This window comes from Haloferax gibbonsii ATCC 33959, assembly GCF_000336775.1.
Taxonomy (GTDB): domain Archaea; phylum Halobacteriota; class Halobacteria; order Halobacteriales; family Haloferacaceae; genus Haloferax; species Haloferax gibbonsii.
Genome location: NZ_AOLJ01000022.1, coordinates 108975 through 123424 on the forward strand (window position 1 = coordinate 108975; position 14450 = coordinate 123424).

The window sequence follows — 14450 nt, forward strand, 5'->3', positions numbered from 1 at the left end:
AGAACGCAAAATCGCAAGACAGCGTCGACCTCGGTGCGCGCCGTGTGTCGCAGTATCTAGTAACCTTTAACCGGCAAAAGACGGTATTTGCGGGCAAGATGGCGAGCAACAAGATTCTGGGTATCGACCTCGGCACCACGAACAGCGCGTTCGCGGTGATGGAGGGCGGCGACCCGGAGATTATCGTGAACGCAGAAGGCGACCGAACCACCCCCTCCGTCGTCGCGTTCACCGACGACGGTGAGCGGTTGGTCGGCAAGCCGGCGAAGAACCAGGCCATCCAGAACCCCGAGCGCACGATTCGGTCCATCAAGCGCCACATGGGCGAGGACGGCTACTCCGTCGACATCGAGGGCGAGGAGTACACGCCGGAGCAGATTTCGGCGATGATTCTCCAGAAGATCAAGCGCGACGCCGAGGACTACCTCGGCGACGAACTGAAGAAGGCCGTCATCACCGTCCCCGCGTACTTCAACGACAAGCAGCGTCAGGCGACGAAGGACGCCGGCGAAATCGCGGGTCTCGAAGTCGAGCGCATCGTCAACGAGCCGACCGCGGCCTCCATGGCCTACGGCCTCGACGACGAGTCGAACCAGACCGTGCTCGTCTACGACCTCGGCGGCGGCACCTTCGACGTGTCCGTCCTCGACCTCGGCGGCGGCGTCTACGAAGTGGTCGCCACGAACGGGGACAACGACCTCGGCGGCGACGACTGGGACGAGGCCATCATCGACTGGCTCGCCACCGAGTTCAAGAACGACCACGGCATCGACCTCCGCGAGGACCGACAGGCCCTCCAGCGCCTCAAGGACGCGGCAGAGGAGGCAAAAATCGAGCTCTCCTCGCGCAAGGAGACGACCATCAACCTCCCGTTCATCACGGCGACCGACTCCGGGCCGGTCCACCTCGAATACGACCTGACCCGCGCGAAGTTCGAGTCGCTCACCGCTGACCTCATCGACCGGACGGTCGAGCCGACCGAGCAGGCGCTCGAAGACGCCGGCTACGACAAGGGCGACATCGACGACGTCATCCTCGTCGGCGGCTCCACCCGGATGCCGCAGGTCCTCGACAAGGTCGAAGAGCTGCTCGGCTCCGAGCCGAAGAAGTCCGTCAACCCCGACGAGGCCGTCGCGCTCGGCGCGGCCATCCAGGGCGGCGTTCTCGGCGGCGAGGTCGACGACATCGTCCTCCTCGACGTGACGCCGCTGTCGCTCGGTATCGAGGTCAAAGGCGGCCTCTTCGAGCGCCTCATCGAGAAGAACACGACGATTCCGACCGAGGAGTCGAAGATATTCACCACCGCGGCCGACAACCAGACGACGGTGCAGGTCCGCGTCTTCCAGGGCGAACGCGAGATGGCCGAGGACAACGAGCTCCTCGGCGAGTTCACGCTCTCCGGCATCCCGCCGGCCCCCGCGGGCACTCCGCAGATCGAAGTCGGCTTCAACATCGACGAGAACGGCATCGTCAACGTCTCGGCCGAGGACAAGGGCTCCGGCAACGCCGAGTCCATCACCATCGAGGGCGGTGCGGGCCTCTCCGACGACGAGATCGACCGCATGCAGCAGGAGGCCGAACAGCACGCCGAAGAGGACAAAGAGCGCCGCCGCGCCGTCGAGGCCCGCAACGAGGCCGAGGGCGCGGTCCAGCGCGCCGAGACGCTCCTCGAAGAGAACGAAGAGAACGTCGACGACGAACTCCGCGCCGACATCGAGGCGGCCATCGAGGACGTCGAAGCGGTCCTCGAAGACGACGACGCCTCCACGGACGAACTCGAAGACGTGACCGAGGACCTCTCGAAGGAACTGCAGGAAATCGGCAAGCGCATGTACCAACAGCAGGCGCAGGCCGGCGGTGCCGGCGGCGCTGGCGCTGGTGCGGGCGCGGCCGGCGGCCCCGGCGGTGCGGACCCCGAGGACTTCGTCGACGCCGACGCGGACTTCGACGAGGAAGACGAGGACAACTAACGCTAACCACCTGACCGACTCTCGGGTCGCCGAGAGACCCGACGCCGGCGGTCGAATCCGGTCGGAATCCCGGATTTGACGCCGCTCGCGCTCGCCGCGATACGAGAGACGGACTTTTCAAATACCTTCACCGGCTACAAGAGAGCAACTGATGAGCGAGGACTTCTACGACGTACTCGGGGTCTCGCGGGACGCCTCGAAAGACGAGATCAAGAACGCGTACCGCAAGAAGGCCGCGAAGTACCACCCCGACGTTTCCGACGAGGACGACGCCGAGGAGAAGTTCAAGAAGGTCCAGAAGGCAAAGGAGGTGCTCACGGACGACGAGAAGCGGCAGATGTACGACCAAGTCGGCCACGAGCGCTTCCAGCAGTCCCAGAAACGCGGCGGCGGTGGCGGCGGCCGCGGGGGAGGCAATCCCTTCGGCGGCGGCGGCAACCCCTTCGGCGGGATGGGCGGCGGCGGTGGCGGCTTCGAGGACATCTTCAACAACCTCTTCAACGGCGGCGCGGGCGGCCAACAGCGCAACCGTCCCCAGCAGGGTCGCGACGTGGCCCAGCGCATCTCCATCGACCTCGAAGACGCCTACCACGGCGTCGAGCGCGACGTGACGATTCGCCGCCGCGAGGTCTGTCCCGAGTGCGACGGCGAGGGCCACCCCGAGGACGCCGACGTGAACACCTGTTCGGAGTGTAACGGCTCGGGCCAGCAGACGACGGTCCAGCAGACGCCCTTCGGCCGCGTCCAGCAGACGACGACCTGTCGCGCCTGCGGCGGCGAGGGCGAGACCTACAGCGAGGACTGCTCGGAGTGTCGCGGCAGCGGGCGCGTCCGCCGCACTCGCGACGTGACCATCACTATCCCCGCCGGCTTCCGCGACGGCCAGCGCCTCCGCTACCGCGGCGAGGGCGAACCCGGCGAGAACGGCGGCCCCAACGGCGACCTGTTCGTCGAGGTCAACGTCCGCGACCACGAGGAGTTCGAGCGGGACGGCGACGACCTCCGCTACACCCACCCCATCTCCTTCCCGCAGGCCGTCTTCGGCGCGACCGTCGAGGTGCCGACGCTCGACGGCGAGGAGGAACTGAAGGTGCCCGCGGGCACCCAAAGCGGGTCGACGTTCACCGTCTCCGGCGCGGGGATGCCCCACCTCGACGGTCGGGGTCACGGCGACCTGCACGTCGAGGTCCACGTCGTCACGCCCGAGGACCTCAACAAGGAACAGCGCGAGGCGCTCAAGGAGTTCGCCGAGGCCGGCGGCGAGGAGGTCAAAGAGGGCCTCTTCCAGAAGCTGAAGAACTCGCTGTAACGGGTTTCCGGCACCACCACGCTCTCTTGTCCGGCGGCCGTCAGTTCAGGCGATGTCCTACACGAAAGCGAACTACGAGGACGTAGACGCGGTCGGCGGCGGCCTCCATTTCCTGCGAGACGAACTCGACTGCGTCGAACTCGGCTTCAGCGTGTTAGAGACCGACCCCGACTGGTCCGGCAAGCCGCACGACCACGCCGAACAGGGCCACGAAGAAGTGTACTTCCTCGTCTCCGGCGGGGCGACGCTCGTCGTCGAAGACAAGAAAGTCGACCTCGAACCCGGCGACGCAGTACGCGTCTCGCCCGAGGACACCCGCGAACTCCGAAACGGTCCCGAAGAGAGCACGTTCGTCATCGCGGGCGCGCCCTGAGCGACGGAGCCGAGACTCAGACGTCGACGCCCGCCCCGCCGCGTTCTCGGACCGCGAGAGCGCCTCGGGGCCTTTTTTCGCGCCGACTCCCTACGACCGGCCATGGACGTTATCGGCGACCTCATGGCCCGCGACCGGCGGAGCGACCGACTCGCCCTCCGGGTCGACGGCCCCGGCCGGACCTACACGTACCACGACCTCATCACGACCTCGTACAAGGCCGGGAACGTCCTCCGCTACCTCGGCGTCCGCAAGGGCGCTCGCGTCGCGGTCGACCCGGTCTCGCTCCCCGAACCGCTGTTGACGTTCCTCGGGGCGGCCCAACTCGGCGCGGTGACCGCGTTCGACCCGGCGGTCGAGGCGCGAGCGACCGTCGTCGCCGTCGACCGCGAGACGGAGTTCGCCGACCTGCCGCCGGGGCAGAAACTCGCCGTGTTCGGTGGCCCGCCGAGTTCGCCCGCGACGACGCACTGGGAACAGGAGGTCTGGAGCGAGAACCCGGCGGTCCACCCGGAAGTCGTCGCGCCCGACGACCCGGCGCTCGTCGCCGACGACCGCGAGTTCACCCACGGCGACCTGCTGGACGCGGCCCGACGGGTGGCCGCCGACTTCGACCTCGGCGAGGACGACACGGTCGCGGTCAGGTCGTCGCTCAGCCACCCGGGAACCGTCGTCGCCGGCGTGCTCGCCCCGCTTCTCGCCGGCGGGACGATTCGAATCCCCGCGGGCGACGAGGCCGTCGAAGCGGCGCTCGCAGTCGGCGACGGGGTTCCCGAAGCGGTCGCCCTCGCGCCGGACGACGCGTACTGACGACGACGCGTGGGGTGGAGAGAAACCACCGAAGACTCCAACTATTAATTCATATTTGAGATTGAATTCTACCTCGGTGTTAAATTCAGGATTTCCACCGCTATATTCATATTCTGGCTGTATCGTTAGTGCAAACACGTTACATGTCACAGTCTAGCATTGTGTCTCTGTGGAACCGGTATCGGTCGGTCGGCATCGTCTACCGAATCGGGGTCGCGTTCGTCCTCGGGTCGCTCGTCGGCCTCGTCGTCGGTGAGCCGGCGACGGCCCTGAAACCGGTCGGCGACCTGTTCGTCCGACTGCTGAAGATGCTCATCGTTCCCATCGTGGTGTTCACGCTCCTGATGGGCGTTCGGCAGCTCTCGCCGTCGTCGCTCGGCCGCGTCGGTGCGCAGGTAGTCGGGCTGTACGCGCTCACGTCCGCGTTTGCGGTCGCCATCGGACTCGGCGTGAGCAACCTCGTGTCCCCCGGCTCTCGCGGGCTCGAAGAGCTGCTCGCCGGCGCTGAAGCCCAGAGTGCGGAGGCCCCGAACGCGGTCGAGGTCGTCCTCAACATCGTCCCGACGAACCCCGTCGGTGCGATGGCCGAGGGCAGCGTGCTCCCGACCATCTTCTTCGTCGTCGTGTTCGGTCTCGGCCTCACGCTGGCGTGGGAAGAGACGGACGACGAGCAGGTCAAACGCGGCATCGAGGCGTTCTTCGACCTCGCCGACGCGGGCGCAGAAGCGATGTACAAGGTCGTCTGGGGGGCGATGGAGTTCGGCGTCCTCGGCGTCTTCGCGCTCATGGCGAACGTCTTCGGCACCGCCGGCGTCGACGCTATCCTGCCCTTCGCGCTCCTCATCGGAACGATGCTCCTCGCGGCCGTCGTCCACATCGGGGTCGTCTACCTCGGCACGTTCGTCGTCGGGGTCGCGGGTCGGTCGCCGGTCGCGTTCCTCTCCGGCGCGCGCGACGCGATGGTGACCGCGCTGAGCATCCGGTCGTCGTCCGGAACGCTCCCGGTGACGATGTCCGACGCGGACGACAACCTCGGCATCGAAGAACGCATCTACGGCTTCACCCTTCCGCTCGGTGCGACCATCAACATGGACGGCACGGCGATGTATCAGGGCGTCGCGGCCATCTTCGCGGCGAACATCGTCGGCGTGAACCTCTCTCTGGCCGACCAGTTCGCGGTCGTCGCGGTCGCCGTGCTGGCGAGCATCGGGACTGCCGGCGTCCCCGGGTCGGGGCTCATCATGCTCACGCTCGTCTTGACGCAGTTGGGACTCCCGCTGGAAATCGTCGGTCTCGTCGCCGGCGTCGACCCCATCCTCGACCGCATCCGGACGATGGTGAACGTGACCGGCGACCTCGCGGTGACGACCGTCGTTGCCACGTGGAACGACGCGGTCGACTTCACCGCCGACGCGTGGAACGACGGTGTCGGCGCGGCGCTGTCCGACTGAACGAAGGCGGAAAAAACCGCTTCAGGACGCGTTTTCTATCTTTTCGAGCGACTCGGGGTTCTCGATACTGCTCATGTCGCCGAGGTCCTCGCCCGCGTAAATCGAGGCGATGGCGCGGCGGATGATTTTGCCCGACTGCGTCTTCGGGAACTCGTCGACGAACAGGATTTCGCGCGGGCGGAACGGCTTGCCCAACTCGTCGCCGACGACGCCGCGAAGCTCCTCGCGGAGGTCGTCGCGCTCCTCGACGCCGTCTTCGAGGACGACGTAGGCGACGACGGCGGTCCCGGTGGTGTCGTCGGGGACGCCGACGGCGGCGGCCTGATTCACCGCGTCGTGTTCGATGAGCGCGCCTTCGACCTCGGCGGGGCCGACCTTGCGGCCGGCCACGTTGAGGGCGTCGTCGGCGCGGCCGTGGAGGAACCAGAAGCCGTCTTCGTCCTTCTGCGCCCAGTCGCCGTGGTCCCAGAGGTCGTCCCACGACGACCAGTAGGTGTCGAGGTAGCGCTCGTCGCCCTCCCAGAGGCTCTTGGTCATCGACGGGCAGGAGTCGCGGGCGACGAGGAAGCCCCGTTCGTGGGTGTCGGCGATGGACGCGCCCGAGGAGTCCACGATGTCGATGTCCATCCCGAGGCCGGGGCCGCCGAGCGAGCAGGGCTTGAGCGGTTGGGTCGGCATCGGCATGAGGAAACAGCCGCAGATTTCGGTGCCGCCGGAGATGTTGATGATGGGGGCTTCGCCGCCGCCGACGCGCTCGTAGAACCACATCCACGACTCGGGGTCCCACGGCTCGCCGGTCGACCCGAGCAGGCGGAGGCTCGACAGGTCGTGTTTCTCGACCTCCTCGTCGCCGTACTTCCGCAGGGCGCGGATGGCCGTCGGCGAGATGCCGAAGGTGGTGATTCGGTGGCGCTCTATCATGTCCCAGAAGCGGTCCGGGTTCGGGTAGTCGGGCGCGCCCTCGTACATGAAGACCGTGCCGGCGAAGGTGTGGTTCCCGATGAGCGTCCACGGCCCCATCATCCAGCCGATGTCGGAGACCCAGAAGAAGCGGTCTTCGGGCTTCTGGTCGAAGCCGAAGTGAATCTCCTTGGCGGTCTGCATCTGGACGCCCGCGTGGGTGTGGACGATGCCTTTCGGCTTGCCGGTCGTCCCCGAGGAGTACAGGAGCATCGACTCGGCGTCCGACGGCAGGCGCTTGGTTTCGTACGCCGCGTCGGCCTCGCCGACGGTGTCGTCCCACCACTCGTCGCGGCCCTCGGTCCACGGCACGTCGGCGTCGCTACCCCCGCTCTCGTCCCCGAACCGCCGGTAGACGACGACGTTCTCGACACAGCCCGCTTCGTCCATCGCCTCGTCGGCGGTCGGTTTCAGTCGGACCTCCGAGCCGCGGCGGTAGAAGCCGTCGGCGGTGAAAAGCACCGAGCACTCGGGGTCTTCGAGGCGGGTCGCGGTGGCGTCGACGCCGAACCCGGAGAAGATGGGGACGGCTATCGCGCCGACCTTGAAACAGCCGTAGAGGATGGAGATGACTTCGGGGACCATCGGCATGTAGAGGCCGACGGTGTCGCCGGTCTCGACGCCGTACGATTCGAGGACGTTGGCGACGCGGTTGGCCTCGCGGTAGAGGTCGTGGTAGGTCCGCTGGACGACCTCGCCGTCTTCGCCCTCCCAGATGCAGGCGACGCGGTTCCGGTTCCCGGAGTCGACCGCGGCGTGGCGGTCGAGGGTGTTGTGGGCGACGTTGATTTCGCCGCCGGGGTACCAGCGGGAGAACTGCGGCCCCTCCGAGTCGTCGCGGACGGCGTCGTACTCCTCGTAGAAGTCGATATCGAGGTAGTCGACGAGTTCGTCCCAGAACCACTCGACGCCCGAGGCACCGACGCCCGGGACCTCGGTCGTCGTCCGCTCGATGAGTTCGTCGTAGTCCTCGATGTCGTGTTCCCGCATGAATCGGGTGACGTTGGCGTCCTCGACGAACGCCGGGTCCGGTTCGTGTACCACGGTGTCGGTGTCGGGTACGTCCATGAATCGAGGTACCGCGACCGCGACCATGAATCTTTAGTGTTCTTTCGTTGAGTTCGCCGGACGCGGCGGGAATCGTCGTACCGGCCCGAGTCGTTTTTGTCGGCCGGTGTGCTACGAGTAAGCATGTACGTCCGAGACGCGAAGAACCGAGACGAGGTCTGGTTGCTCGACTCGCTGGAGGAACTCGGACTCGACGACGGCTCCTTCCGGTCCCGCGATTACGTCATCGCGCTCGACGAGGAGTCCGGCGAGAAGGCGGGGTTCGGGCGAATCCGGGTCCACAAGACCGACGAGCCGTTCTGCGAGGTCACCTGCGTCGGCGTTTCGGAGCGGTGGCGCGGACAGGGCGTCGGCGCGCACGTCGTCGAGCGACTGGTCGACCGCGCCGCGGCCGAGGAGTTCGAGACGGTTTACGGCTTCACCTCGGACCACGGCTACTGCGCGCAGTTCGGCTTCGAGGCGGTCGACGCCGAGGACCTCCCGGCGGGACCGCGTCGGCGACTCGACCGGGTCAGAGAGGTCGACGGCGACGCCATCGCGCTCCGACTCGACCGCGAGGCGTTCTCGATGCCCGAGCGCCTCCGCGAGCGGTTCAAAGTCGCCGCGCCCGCGAGCGTCGGGGACGCCGAGCCGGAGCTGACCGCCGAGGACTTCGGCTACGACGAGGAGACGCCGACGAAGTACTCCACGAACCTGCGGCGCTGAATCTCCGGCACCGAGCCGGGACCGAGTCAGGTCCGGTCGTCGAGGAAGTCGGTGCTGAAGACGATCCAGGTCAGCACGCTACAGAACAGAATCGGCGGGAGGATGGCGAACCCCCAGAGGGGTTCGAGCCCCTGCAGGAGGATGAGCACCACGTCGGCCAGTCCGAGCGCGAGGAACGGCGCGGTCGCCAGCGCGGCGCGCTTTCGGTTCTTGCCGCCCGTGTCCTCCGGGAGCGGGCCGGGCGAGGCGTCGCCGGCCGAGGCGTCCGAGGTCGAGGTCGACGAGGGCGCGTCCATGCGGTTTCGTCGGGGCCGGACGAGCAAAAACGGTCCGCCTTTCGGTCGGAGTTCCCCGGCCGATACGCCTTCGCCGCCAGCGTCGGTAGCCGCCGTCCTATCGGGCGTTTTCGACGCGCGAGGCGTACTCGACGAGCGCGAACAGCGCGCCGAGGATGACGGCCGAGAACACCATCCCGTAGAGGCTGAACGCGAGCGGGGTCGTCGGCAGCGAGAGGAGGCCGAACAGCGATATCTCGGCGGCGACCTGGCCGCCGTTCTCGCCGATGAAGACGCCGAGGATGCCGGAGATGGCCACGACGCTCGCGCCGACGAGGAGCAGGATTCGTCGTCCGCCGGATGTGTCGTTCACGACGCCGCGTTAGGGCCGAGCCGTATAGTCGCTTGCGGGACGACGCGACGGGCGAACGACCCCGTAATCTCGCCCGTGTCGGTCCGTGTCCGTCGGCCGACACGACAGTCTCGGGGAGCCGAACGAACTAAGCCGCCCCACGCGAATGAGCGCCCAATGCCCGAAGCACTCGTCGAACGCGCCCGCGAAGCGCTCGACAACGCCTACGTTCCCTACTCGGAGTACACCGTCGGAGCGGCGCTCAGGACCGCCGACGGCGAGGTCTACGTCGGCTGCAACATCGAGAACGCGAACTACTCGAACAGCCTCCACGCCGAGGAGGTCGCCGTCGCGGAGGCGGTAAAGAACGGCCACACGGAGTTCGACCGCCTCGTCGTCACCTCGGGCGCACGCGACGGCGTGACGCCCTGCGGGATGTGCCGCCAGACCCTCGCGGAGTTCTGCGACGAGGACCTCCCGGTCGTCTGCGACCTCGGCGGCGACGACGTCGCCGAGTACGCGCTCGGCGAACTCCTCCCGAACACCATCTCGCTGGACACGCTGGAGGCCGCCGCGGCGAAGCGCGACGCCGACGCCGAGCCCGACGAATAACGTGTCCCTCGCCGTCGGCCGCGGAACCGCCGCCCTCGCGCTCGCCCTTCTCGTGGTACTCTCTGGGTGCACGTCTCTGTCGCCCGCTCCACCCGTCGTAGACGCGGCCCTCGGAGCTCCGGCCGACGCGACCGACGGCGACGACGGAGCCGTCTCGGCCGTCCGCGGCGGAACCGGCTCCGCGGCGATGCCGGAGACGCGACCCGCGGACAACCCGTGGCGTCGCGCGCCCATCGTCGTCGGCATCGACGCGCCCGCGGACGGCCGCGACTACGCCTCGCTCGTCGAATCGGCGGTCGACTACTGGCGAGCGAACGCGTCGGCGACCGCCTACGACCCGGCGTTCGTCGTGGTGCCGAACGCCTCGGCCCCGGACGTGACCGTCTCGGTCGTCGAGCGAATCGACGCCTGCGGCGACTACGACGGCACCGACGCGGTCGGCTGTGCGCCCCTCTTGGACGGCGACGACCCGACCGCGCCCAGCGAACCGGTGTCGGTGGTCGTCGCCGCCGGCTACGACGACCGGACGACCAAGACGGTCCTGCGCCACGAGTTCGGCCACCTGCTCGGGCTGACCCACGACGACGCCGGCGACTTCGCCGTGCTGTCCGAGCGCATCGAGACGACGCGACTGCCCGAACCGGACGCCGCCGACCGGGAGACGCCCTTCCGCGAGCGGACCGTCGCGGTTCACGTCGACCTCTCGAACGTCTCGCCCGACGACCGGGCGACCTACGAGGCGGAACTCGACCACGCGCTGTCGTACTACGAGGCCGGGGGCGACGGCGTCGCGCCCGCGAACCTCTCGTTCGAGCGCGTTTCCGACCCCGCGATGGCGGACGTGACGCTCTCGGTGTCGGCGTTCGGCGACGGCGACTCGGGCGTGCGCTGGCGGCGGACCGGTGTCGACGCCGACGACGACGAGGCGCTGGAGTGGTACACCGGCGGTGACCTCGTCGTCGACGCCGACCTCGACCCGTCGCTCGTCGACTGGTACGTCGGCGCGGGACTCGGCTACCTGCTGGCGGCCGACGAGCGCGCCGACCTCCCGCCGCCGTTCCGCGACGGCGACCTCTCCGACGACCCGGCGTGGCGCGGGGTCGCGGGCGAGGCGACGGTCGACGCGGCGGTCGAGAGACCGACAGGGAACGCGACGACGCCTCCGGAGAACGCAAGAATTTCCACCGCTGGCCCGCGAGTAGAGCCATGAACGATAGCGAGGACCCGAACGACGAGGTTCAGTACCACCTCGAAGTCGGTCCCGAGGACCTCGCCGACGCGGTGTTGCTCCCCGGAAATCCCGAGCGCGTGGACAAGGTGACGGCGCTGTGGGACGACCACGAGGAGAAGGCCTACCACCGGGAGTACCGGACTGCGACCGGGAACTACGACGGAACGCCGATTTCGGTCACCTCGACGGGTATCGGCAGCCCCTCGGCGGCCATCGCGGTCGAGGAACTCGCCCGCGTCGGCGCGGACACCTTCATCCGCGTCGGCTCCTGCGGCGCGATTCAGCCCGAGATGGACGTGGGCGACCTCGTCATCACCTCGGGCGCGGTCCGACAGGAGGGCACCTCCAAGGAGTACGTCCGCGAGGACTACCCCGCTGTCGCCGACCACGAGGTCGTCTCGGCGCTCGTCGCGGCCGCGGAACGCCTCGGCTACGACTACCACGTCGGCCTCACGATGAGCGCCGACTCCTTCTACGCGGGACAGGGACGCCCCGGCTTCGAGGGCTTCCGCGCCGCCGGCTCCGACTCGCTGGTCGAGGAACTCCGCGAGGCGAACGTGAAGAACATCGAGATGGAGGCCGCGGCGCTTCTGACCATCGCCAACGTCTACGGTCTCCGCGCGGGGGCCGTCTGCTCGGTCTACGCGAACCGAGTCACGGGCGAGTTCCGCACCGAAGGCGAGTCGCGCGCGGCGGAGACCGCCAGTCTCGCGGTCCACCTCCTCGCCAAGATGGACGCGGTCAAGCGAGACGCGGGCGTCGACCGCTGGCACGCGGGTCTCAGCCTCGATTAATCCGACAACCGTCGAACCCGTATTTCGACGCCCTGGGGCCGTGGAGGCCAAAATTACCACAGTCGTGGAGACGGTTTCAAAGCCCCTTTATCGGATGACTGCACAGACGACGACATGAGCACGCAGGTCGTCGTTCTCGGCTCGGGGTACGCCGGGGCCGGCGCGGTCAAAACCCTCGAAGAAGAGCTCGGTCACGACGCACAACTCACGTGGGTCGCCGAACACGACTACCACCTCGTCCTCCACGAGGTCCACCGCTGTATCCGCGACCCGAGCGTCGAGTCCAGCATCGCCATCCCCGTCGACGATGTCAAGGAGGACTCGACCGACTTCGTCAAGGGCCGCGCGACCGACGTGAACGTCGACGACCGGGTCGTCGAACTCGAAGGCGGCGACACCGTCGACTACGACTATCTGCTGGTCGCCATCGGCTCTTCGACCGCCTTCTTCGGCATCGAGGGCCTCGAGGAGTTCGCCCACCAGCTCAAGGGTCTCGACGACGCCCGCGAGATTCACCAGGACATCAAGGAGGCAGCCGCCGACGCCTCCCGCGACGACCCCGCGCAGGTCGTCATCGGCGGCGCGGGCCTCTCGGGCATCCAGACGGCCGCCGAGGTCGCCGAGTACCGCGACACGAACCGCGCGCCCATCGACATCAAACTGGTCGAGGGGATGGACGAAATCTTCCCCGGCAACGACCCCGAACTGCAGGGCGCGCTCCGGCGTCGCGTCGAAGACCTCGACATCGACATCCTCACCGGCGACTTCATCTCGAAGGTCGACGAGGAGACCGTCTTCATCGGCGGCGGCGAGGACGAAGCGCCCGAGGAACTCGCCTACGACGTGCTCGTCTGGACCGGCGGCATCACCGGCCAGCCCGAGGCGTCCGACGTCGAACTCGAACAGGACGAGCGCTCCCACCGCTTCTTCGCCGAGGAGGACTTCCAGACCAGTAACGACCGCGTCTTCGCGGTCGGCGACTGCGCCCTCGTCGAGCAGGGTCCCGACAGCGTCGCGCCGCCGACGGCGCAGGCCGCCTGGGACGCCGCGGACGTGGCCGGCGAGAACATCGCCCGCGCCATCGCCGGCAAGCCGCTCAAGCGCTGGACGTTCACCGACAAGGGGACGGTCATCTCCATCGGTCACGACGCCGTCGCCCACGGCGTGAAGTTCCCCGTCTTCGGCGAGTTCCCCGTCAACGTCTTCGGCGGCCCGCTCGCGCGGACGCTGAAGAAGGGCATCGCCGCGAACTGGATTGCGGACGTGACGTCGCCGAAGCGCGCGCTCTCCGCCTGGAACGACCTGTAACTCGGTCGCCGCGCCCGGCCGCCGGGTGACGCGACGCCCGACGCTCGCCGACTCGGTTTCGATTTCTCCGACGCCGCAATCCCCGAGTGTCGATGGCGCTCACGGAGTAAGGAACTCAACAGTGACCCCTCGTTCTGATTCGTGTGAGAAAATACGTGCTGCCGCGCAGCGGTGGTCTCTCGATGCCTCGGTGTCCTCAGAAGGGGGACGACTCAGCGGTTCGGAGATTCTCGGAGAGCCGAACCAGGGCCGTTCCAAGGAGAACGACCGCGACTCCGGTCAGTGCGACCACTGCCATCGTTTCGGGGTCTCCACCGGCCATCAAAGCGAGCGACGCCGCCCCGATAAGCAGGGTTACGGTGAAGAGAAACGCTGTCACGTCGGCGTTCAGCTCCTCCCACGTTGATGGGATGCCGAACGCGCTCTGCTGATTGTACGCCATGGGGGTACTGGTTCCTCGATTCAGATAAAACTGTTCTCAATTCTACATTAAAACTTGACATTATTGCGGTCCGAGCCCCACTGTTCGGGTTGGCCGGCGTCCGAACGCCGGACCCGTCGGTCGGAGCGCGCGGAGAGTGCCCGGAAAAAGACGAAGAGAGGAGCGTGGTTAGTGCTGGGGCTCGCCGACGGGTGCCTTCATGTCGTCGATGCGGAGGATGAGGATGTTGCTCGTGTCGTCCTTGCCGTCGAGCGTGCCGTCGATGACGAGCTTCGAGAGGGGCGTCGGACCGACGCGAATCTTGTCACCCTCGTGGAACTCACGGACCGAGCCCTGAACGTGAATCTCGGCGCGGCACAGCTCGGGGTGGTGGACGCTGGAGAGGTCGATTTCGTCCACGTTGACGCCTTCGACTTCCTCGTCGTTGTGGAACAGGGGGACGAACGCGGGCTCGTCCATCTTGTCCACGTCGAGCGCCTCGTAGGCGTTCGCGGTCGGCTTGTAGCCGCCCTTCGGACCGGGTACGCCCTCGACCAACTGGAGCGCCTTCAGGCTCTGCATCTGGTTTCGGATGGTGCCGGGGTTTCGGTTGACTTCGGTCGCGATATCCTCACCCTTCACGGCGTCCTCGGAGTCCCGATAGAGGTTGATGAGGGCGGTCAAGATAGTTTTCTGACTCGAAGTGAGCTCGATTGATGACATGGAGAGTGGTTCGCTACATACGTCCTTAAATCCGATGGATGACGCCTCGAATCTGCCGTTCGTCTACTTTGTAACCGCGGGACACTCA

15 protein-coding genes are annotated in these 14450 nt (G+C 67.4%); 10 read left to right on the top strand and 5 right to left on the bottom strand.

What is annotated here, in order from left to right:
• Positions 1-98: 98 nt before the first annotated feature.
• From dnaK to C454_RS14455, 5 genes are all read left to right on the top strand, one after another.
• Entirely contained in the window at positions 99-1970 is a 1872-nt protein-coding gene (gene dnaK, locus C454_RS14435) for a molecular chaperone DnaK (RefSeq protein WP_004976822.1), read from the top strand.
• 151 nt (positions 1971-2121) lie between these two features.
• Entirely contained in the window at positions 2122-3279 is a 1158-nt protein-coding gene (dnaJ, locus tag C454_RS14440) for a molecular chaperone DnaJ (protein WP_004976824.1), read from the top strand.
• Positions 3280-3331: 52 nt separating this feature from the next.
• Positions 3332-3652, top strand: a complete 321-nt coding sequence (locus C454_RS14445; protein WP_004976826.1) for a cupin domain-containing protein — start codon at positions 3332-3334, stop codon at positions 3650-3652.
• A 102-nt stretch (positions 3653-3754) separates the two neighbouring features.
• Positions 3755-4462, top strand: coding sequence for an AMP-binding protein (locus tag C454_RS14450; protein WP_004976828.1), 708 nt, complete (start codon positions 3755-3757; stop codon positions 4460-4462).
• A gap of 143 nt (positions 4463-4605) precedes the next feature.
• Entirely contained in the window at positions 4606-5913 is a 1308-nt protein-coding gene (locus C454_RS14455; protein WP_049905196.1) for a dicarboxylate/amino acid:cation symporter, read from the top strand.
• 21 nt (positions 5914-5934) lie between these two features.
• Here the strand turns inward: C454_RS14455 and C454_RS14460 are convergent, their stop codons facing one another.
• Positions 5935-7941: an AMP-binding protein gene (locus C454_RS14460; RefSeq protein ID WP_049905197.1), complete on the bottom strand. Its 2007-nt coding sequence runs from the start codon at positions 7939-7941 to the stop codon at positions 5935-5937.
• 123 nt (positions 7942-8064) lie between these two features.
• On the opposite strand from C454_RS14460, the gene C454_RS14465 reads away from it, so the two are divergent.
• Positions 8065-8646, top strand: coding sequence for a GNAT family N-acetyltransferase (locus C454_RS14465; RefSeq protein WP_004976834.1), 582 nt, complete (start codon positions 8065-8067; stop codon positions 8644-8646).
• Between the two features lie 26 nt (positions 8647-8672).
• On the opposite strand, the gene C454_RS14470 is transcribed toward C454_RS14465, so the two are convergent.
• Together C454_RS14470 and C454_RS14475 are read right to left on the bottom strand one after the other, a co-directional pair.
• Positions 8673-8942 (bottom strand): hypothetical protein, encoded by a 270-nt coding sequence (locus C454_RS14470; RefSeq protein ID WP_004976836.1) that lies wholly within the window; start codon positions 8940-8942, stop codon positions 8673-8675.
• A gap of 97 nt (positions 8943-9039) precedes the next feature.
• Positions 9040-9294, bottom strand: a complete 255-nt coding sequence (locus C454_RS14475) for a DUF7520 family protein (protein ID WP_004976838.1) — start codon at positions 9292-9294, stop codon at positions 9040-9042.
• A gap of 156 nt (positions 9295-9450) precedes the next feature.
• Here C454_RS14475 and cdd point away from each other — a divergent pair, with 156 nt between their 5' ends.
• The 4 genes from cdd (at position 9451) to C454_RS14495 (ending at position 13218) form a co-directional block, all read left to right on the top strand.
• Positions 9451-9885, top strand: coding sequence for a cytidine deaminase (cdd, locus tag C454_RS14480; RefSeq protein WP_004976840.1), 435 nt, complete (start codon positions 9451-9453; stop codon positions 9883-9885).
• 1 nt (position 9886) lies between these two features.
• The gene (locus C454_RS14485) at positions 9887-11095 is read left to right on the top strand and encodes a zinc metalloprotease (protein ID WP_004976841.1); all 1209 of its coding nucleotides are present in this window, start codon (positions 9887-9889) and stop codon (positions 11093-11095) included.
• Positions 11092-11910, top strand: coding sequence for a nucleoside phosphorylase (locus C454_RS14490; protein WP_004976843.1), 819 nt, complete (start codon positions 11092-11094; stop codon positions 11908-11910). Before C454_RS14485 ends, C454_RS14490 begins: the two co-directional genes overlap by 4 nt.
• Before the next feature lie 114 nt (positions 11911-12024).
• Positions 12025-13218 carry an NAD(P)/FAD-dependent oxidoreductase gene (locus C454_RS14495; RefSeq protein WP_004976845.1) on the top strand — a complete coding sequence of 398 codons (1194 nt, stop codon included), beginning with the start codon at positions 12025-12027 and terminating at the stop codon, positions 13216-13218.
• 196 nt (positions 13219-13414) lie between these two features.
• On the opposite strand, the gene C454_RS14500 is transcribed toward C454_RS14495, so the two are convergent.
• Together C454_RS14500 and C454_RS14505 are read right to left on the bottom strand one after the other, a co-directional pair.
• Positions 13415-13660, bottom strand: coding sequence for a hypothetical protein (locus tag C454_RS14500; protein ID WP_004976847.1), 246 nt, complete (start codon positions 13658-13660; stop codon positions 13415-13417).
• A gap of 168 nt (positions 13661-13828) precedes the next feature.
• Positions 13829-14362 (bottom strand): Rrf2 family transcriptional regulator, encoded by a 534-nt coding sequence (locus tag C454_RS14505; RefSeq protein ID WP_004976849.1) that lies wholly within the window; start codon positions 14360-14362, stop codon positions 13829-13831.
• Positions 14363-14450: the final 88 nt, after the last annotated feature.

Coding starts and splice junctions, on each gene's coding strand:
- C454_RS14470 (WP_004976836.1), bottom strand. CDS start 8,942: ATGGACGCGCCCTCGTCGACCTCGACCTCGGACGCCTCGGCCGGCGAC.
- C454_RS14445 (WP_004976826.1), top strand. CDS start 3,332: ATGTCCTACACGAAAGCGAACTACGAGGACGTAGACGCGGTCGGCGGC.
- C454_RS14505 (WP_004976849.1), bottom strand. CDS start 14,362: ATGTCATCAATCGAGCTCACTTCGAGTCAGAAAACTATCTTGACCGCC.
- cdd (WP_004976840.1), top strand. CDS start 9,451: ATGCCCGAAGCACTCGTCGAACGCGCCCGCGAAGCGCTCGACAACGCC.
- C454_RS14465 (WP_004976834.1), top strand. CDS start 8,065: ATGTACGTCCGAGACGCGAAGAACCGAGACGAGGTCTGGTTGCTCGAC.
- C454_RS14500 (WP_004976847.1), bottom strand. CDS start 13,660: ATGGCGTACAATCAGCAGAGCGCGTTCGGCATCCCATCAACGTGGGAG.
- C454_RS14490 (WP_004976843.1), top strand. CDS start 11,092: ATGAACGATAGCGAGGACCCGAACGACGAGGTTCAGTACCACCTCGAA.
- C454_RS14450 (WP_004976828.1), top strand. CDS start 3,755: ATGGACGTTATCGGCGACCTCATGGCCCGCGACCGGCGGAGCGACCGA.
- dnaJ (WP_004976824.1), top strand. CDS start 2,122: ATGAGCGAGGACTTCTACGACGTACTCGGGGTCTCGCGGGACGCCTCG.
- C454_RS14495 (WP_004976845.1), top strand. CDS start 12,025: ATGAGCACGCAGGTCGTCGTTCTCGGCTCGGGGTACGCCGGGGCCGGC.
- C454_RS14455 (WP_049905196.1), top strand. CDS start 4,606: ATGTCACAGTCTAGCATTGTGTCTCTGTGGAACCGGTATCGGTCGGTC.
- dnaK (WP_004976822.1), top strand. CDS start 99: ATGGCGAGCAACAAGATTCTGGGTATCGACCTCGGCACCACGAACAGC.
- C454_RS14460 (WP_049905197.1), bottom strand. CDS start 7,941: ATGGACGTACCCGACACCGACACCGTGGTACACGAACCGGACCCGGCG.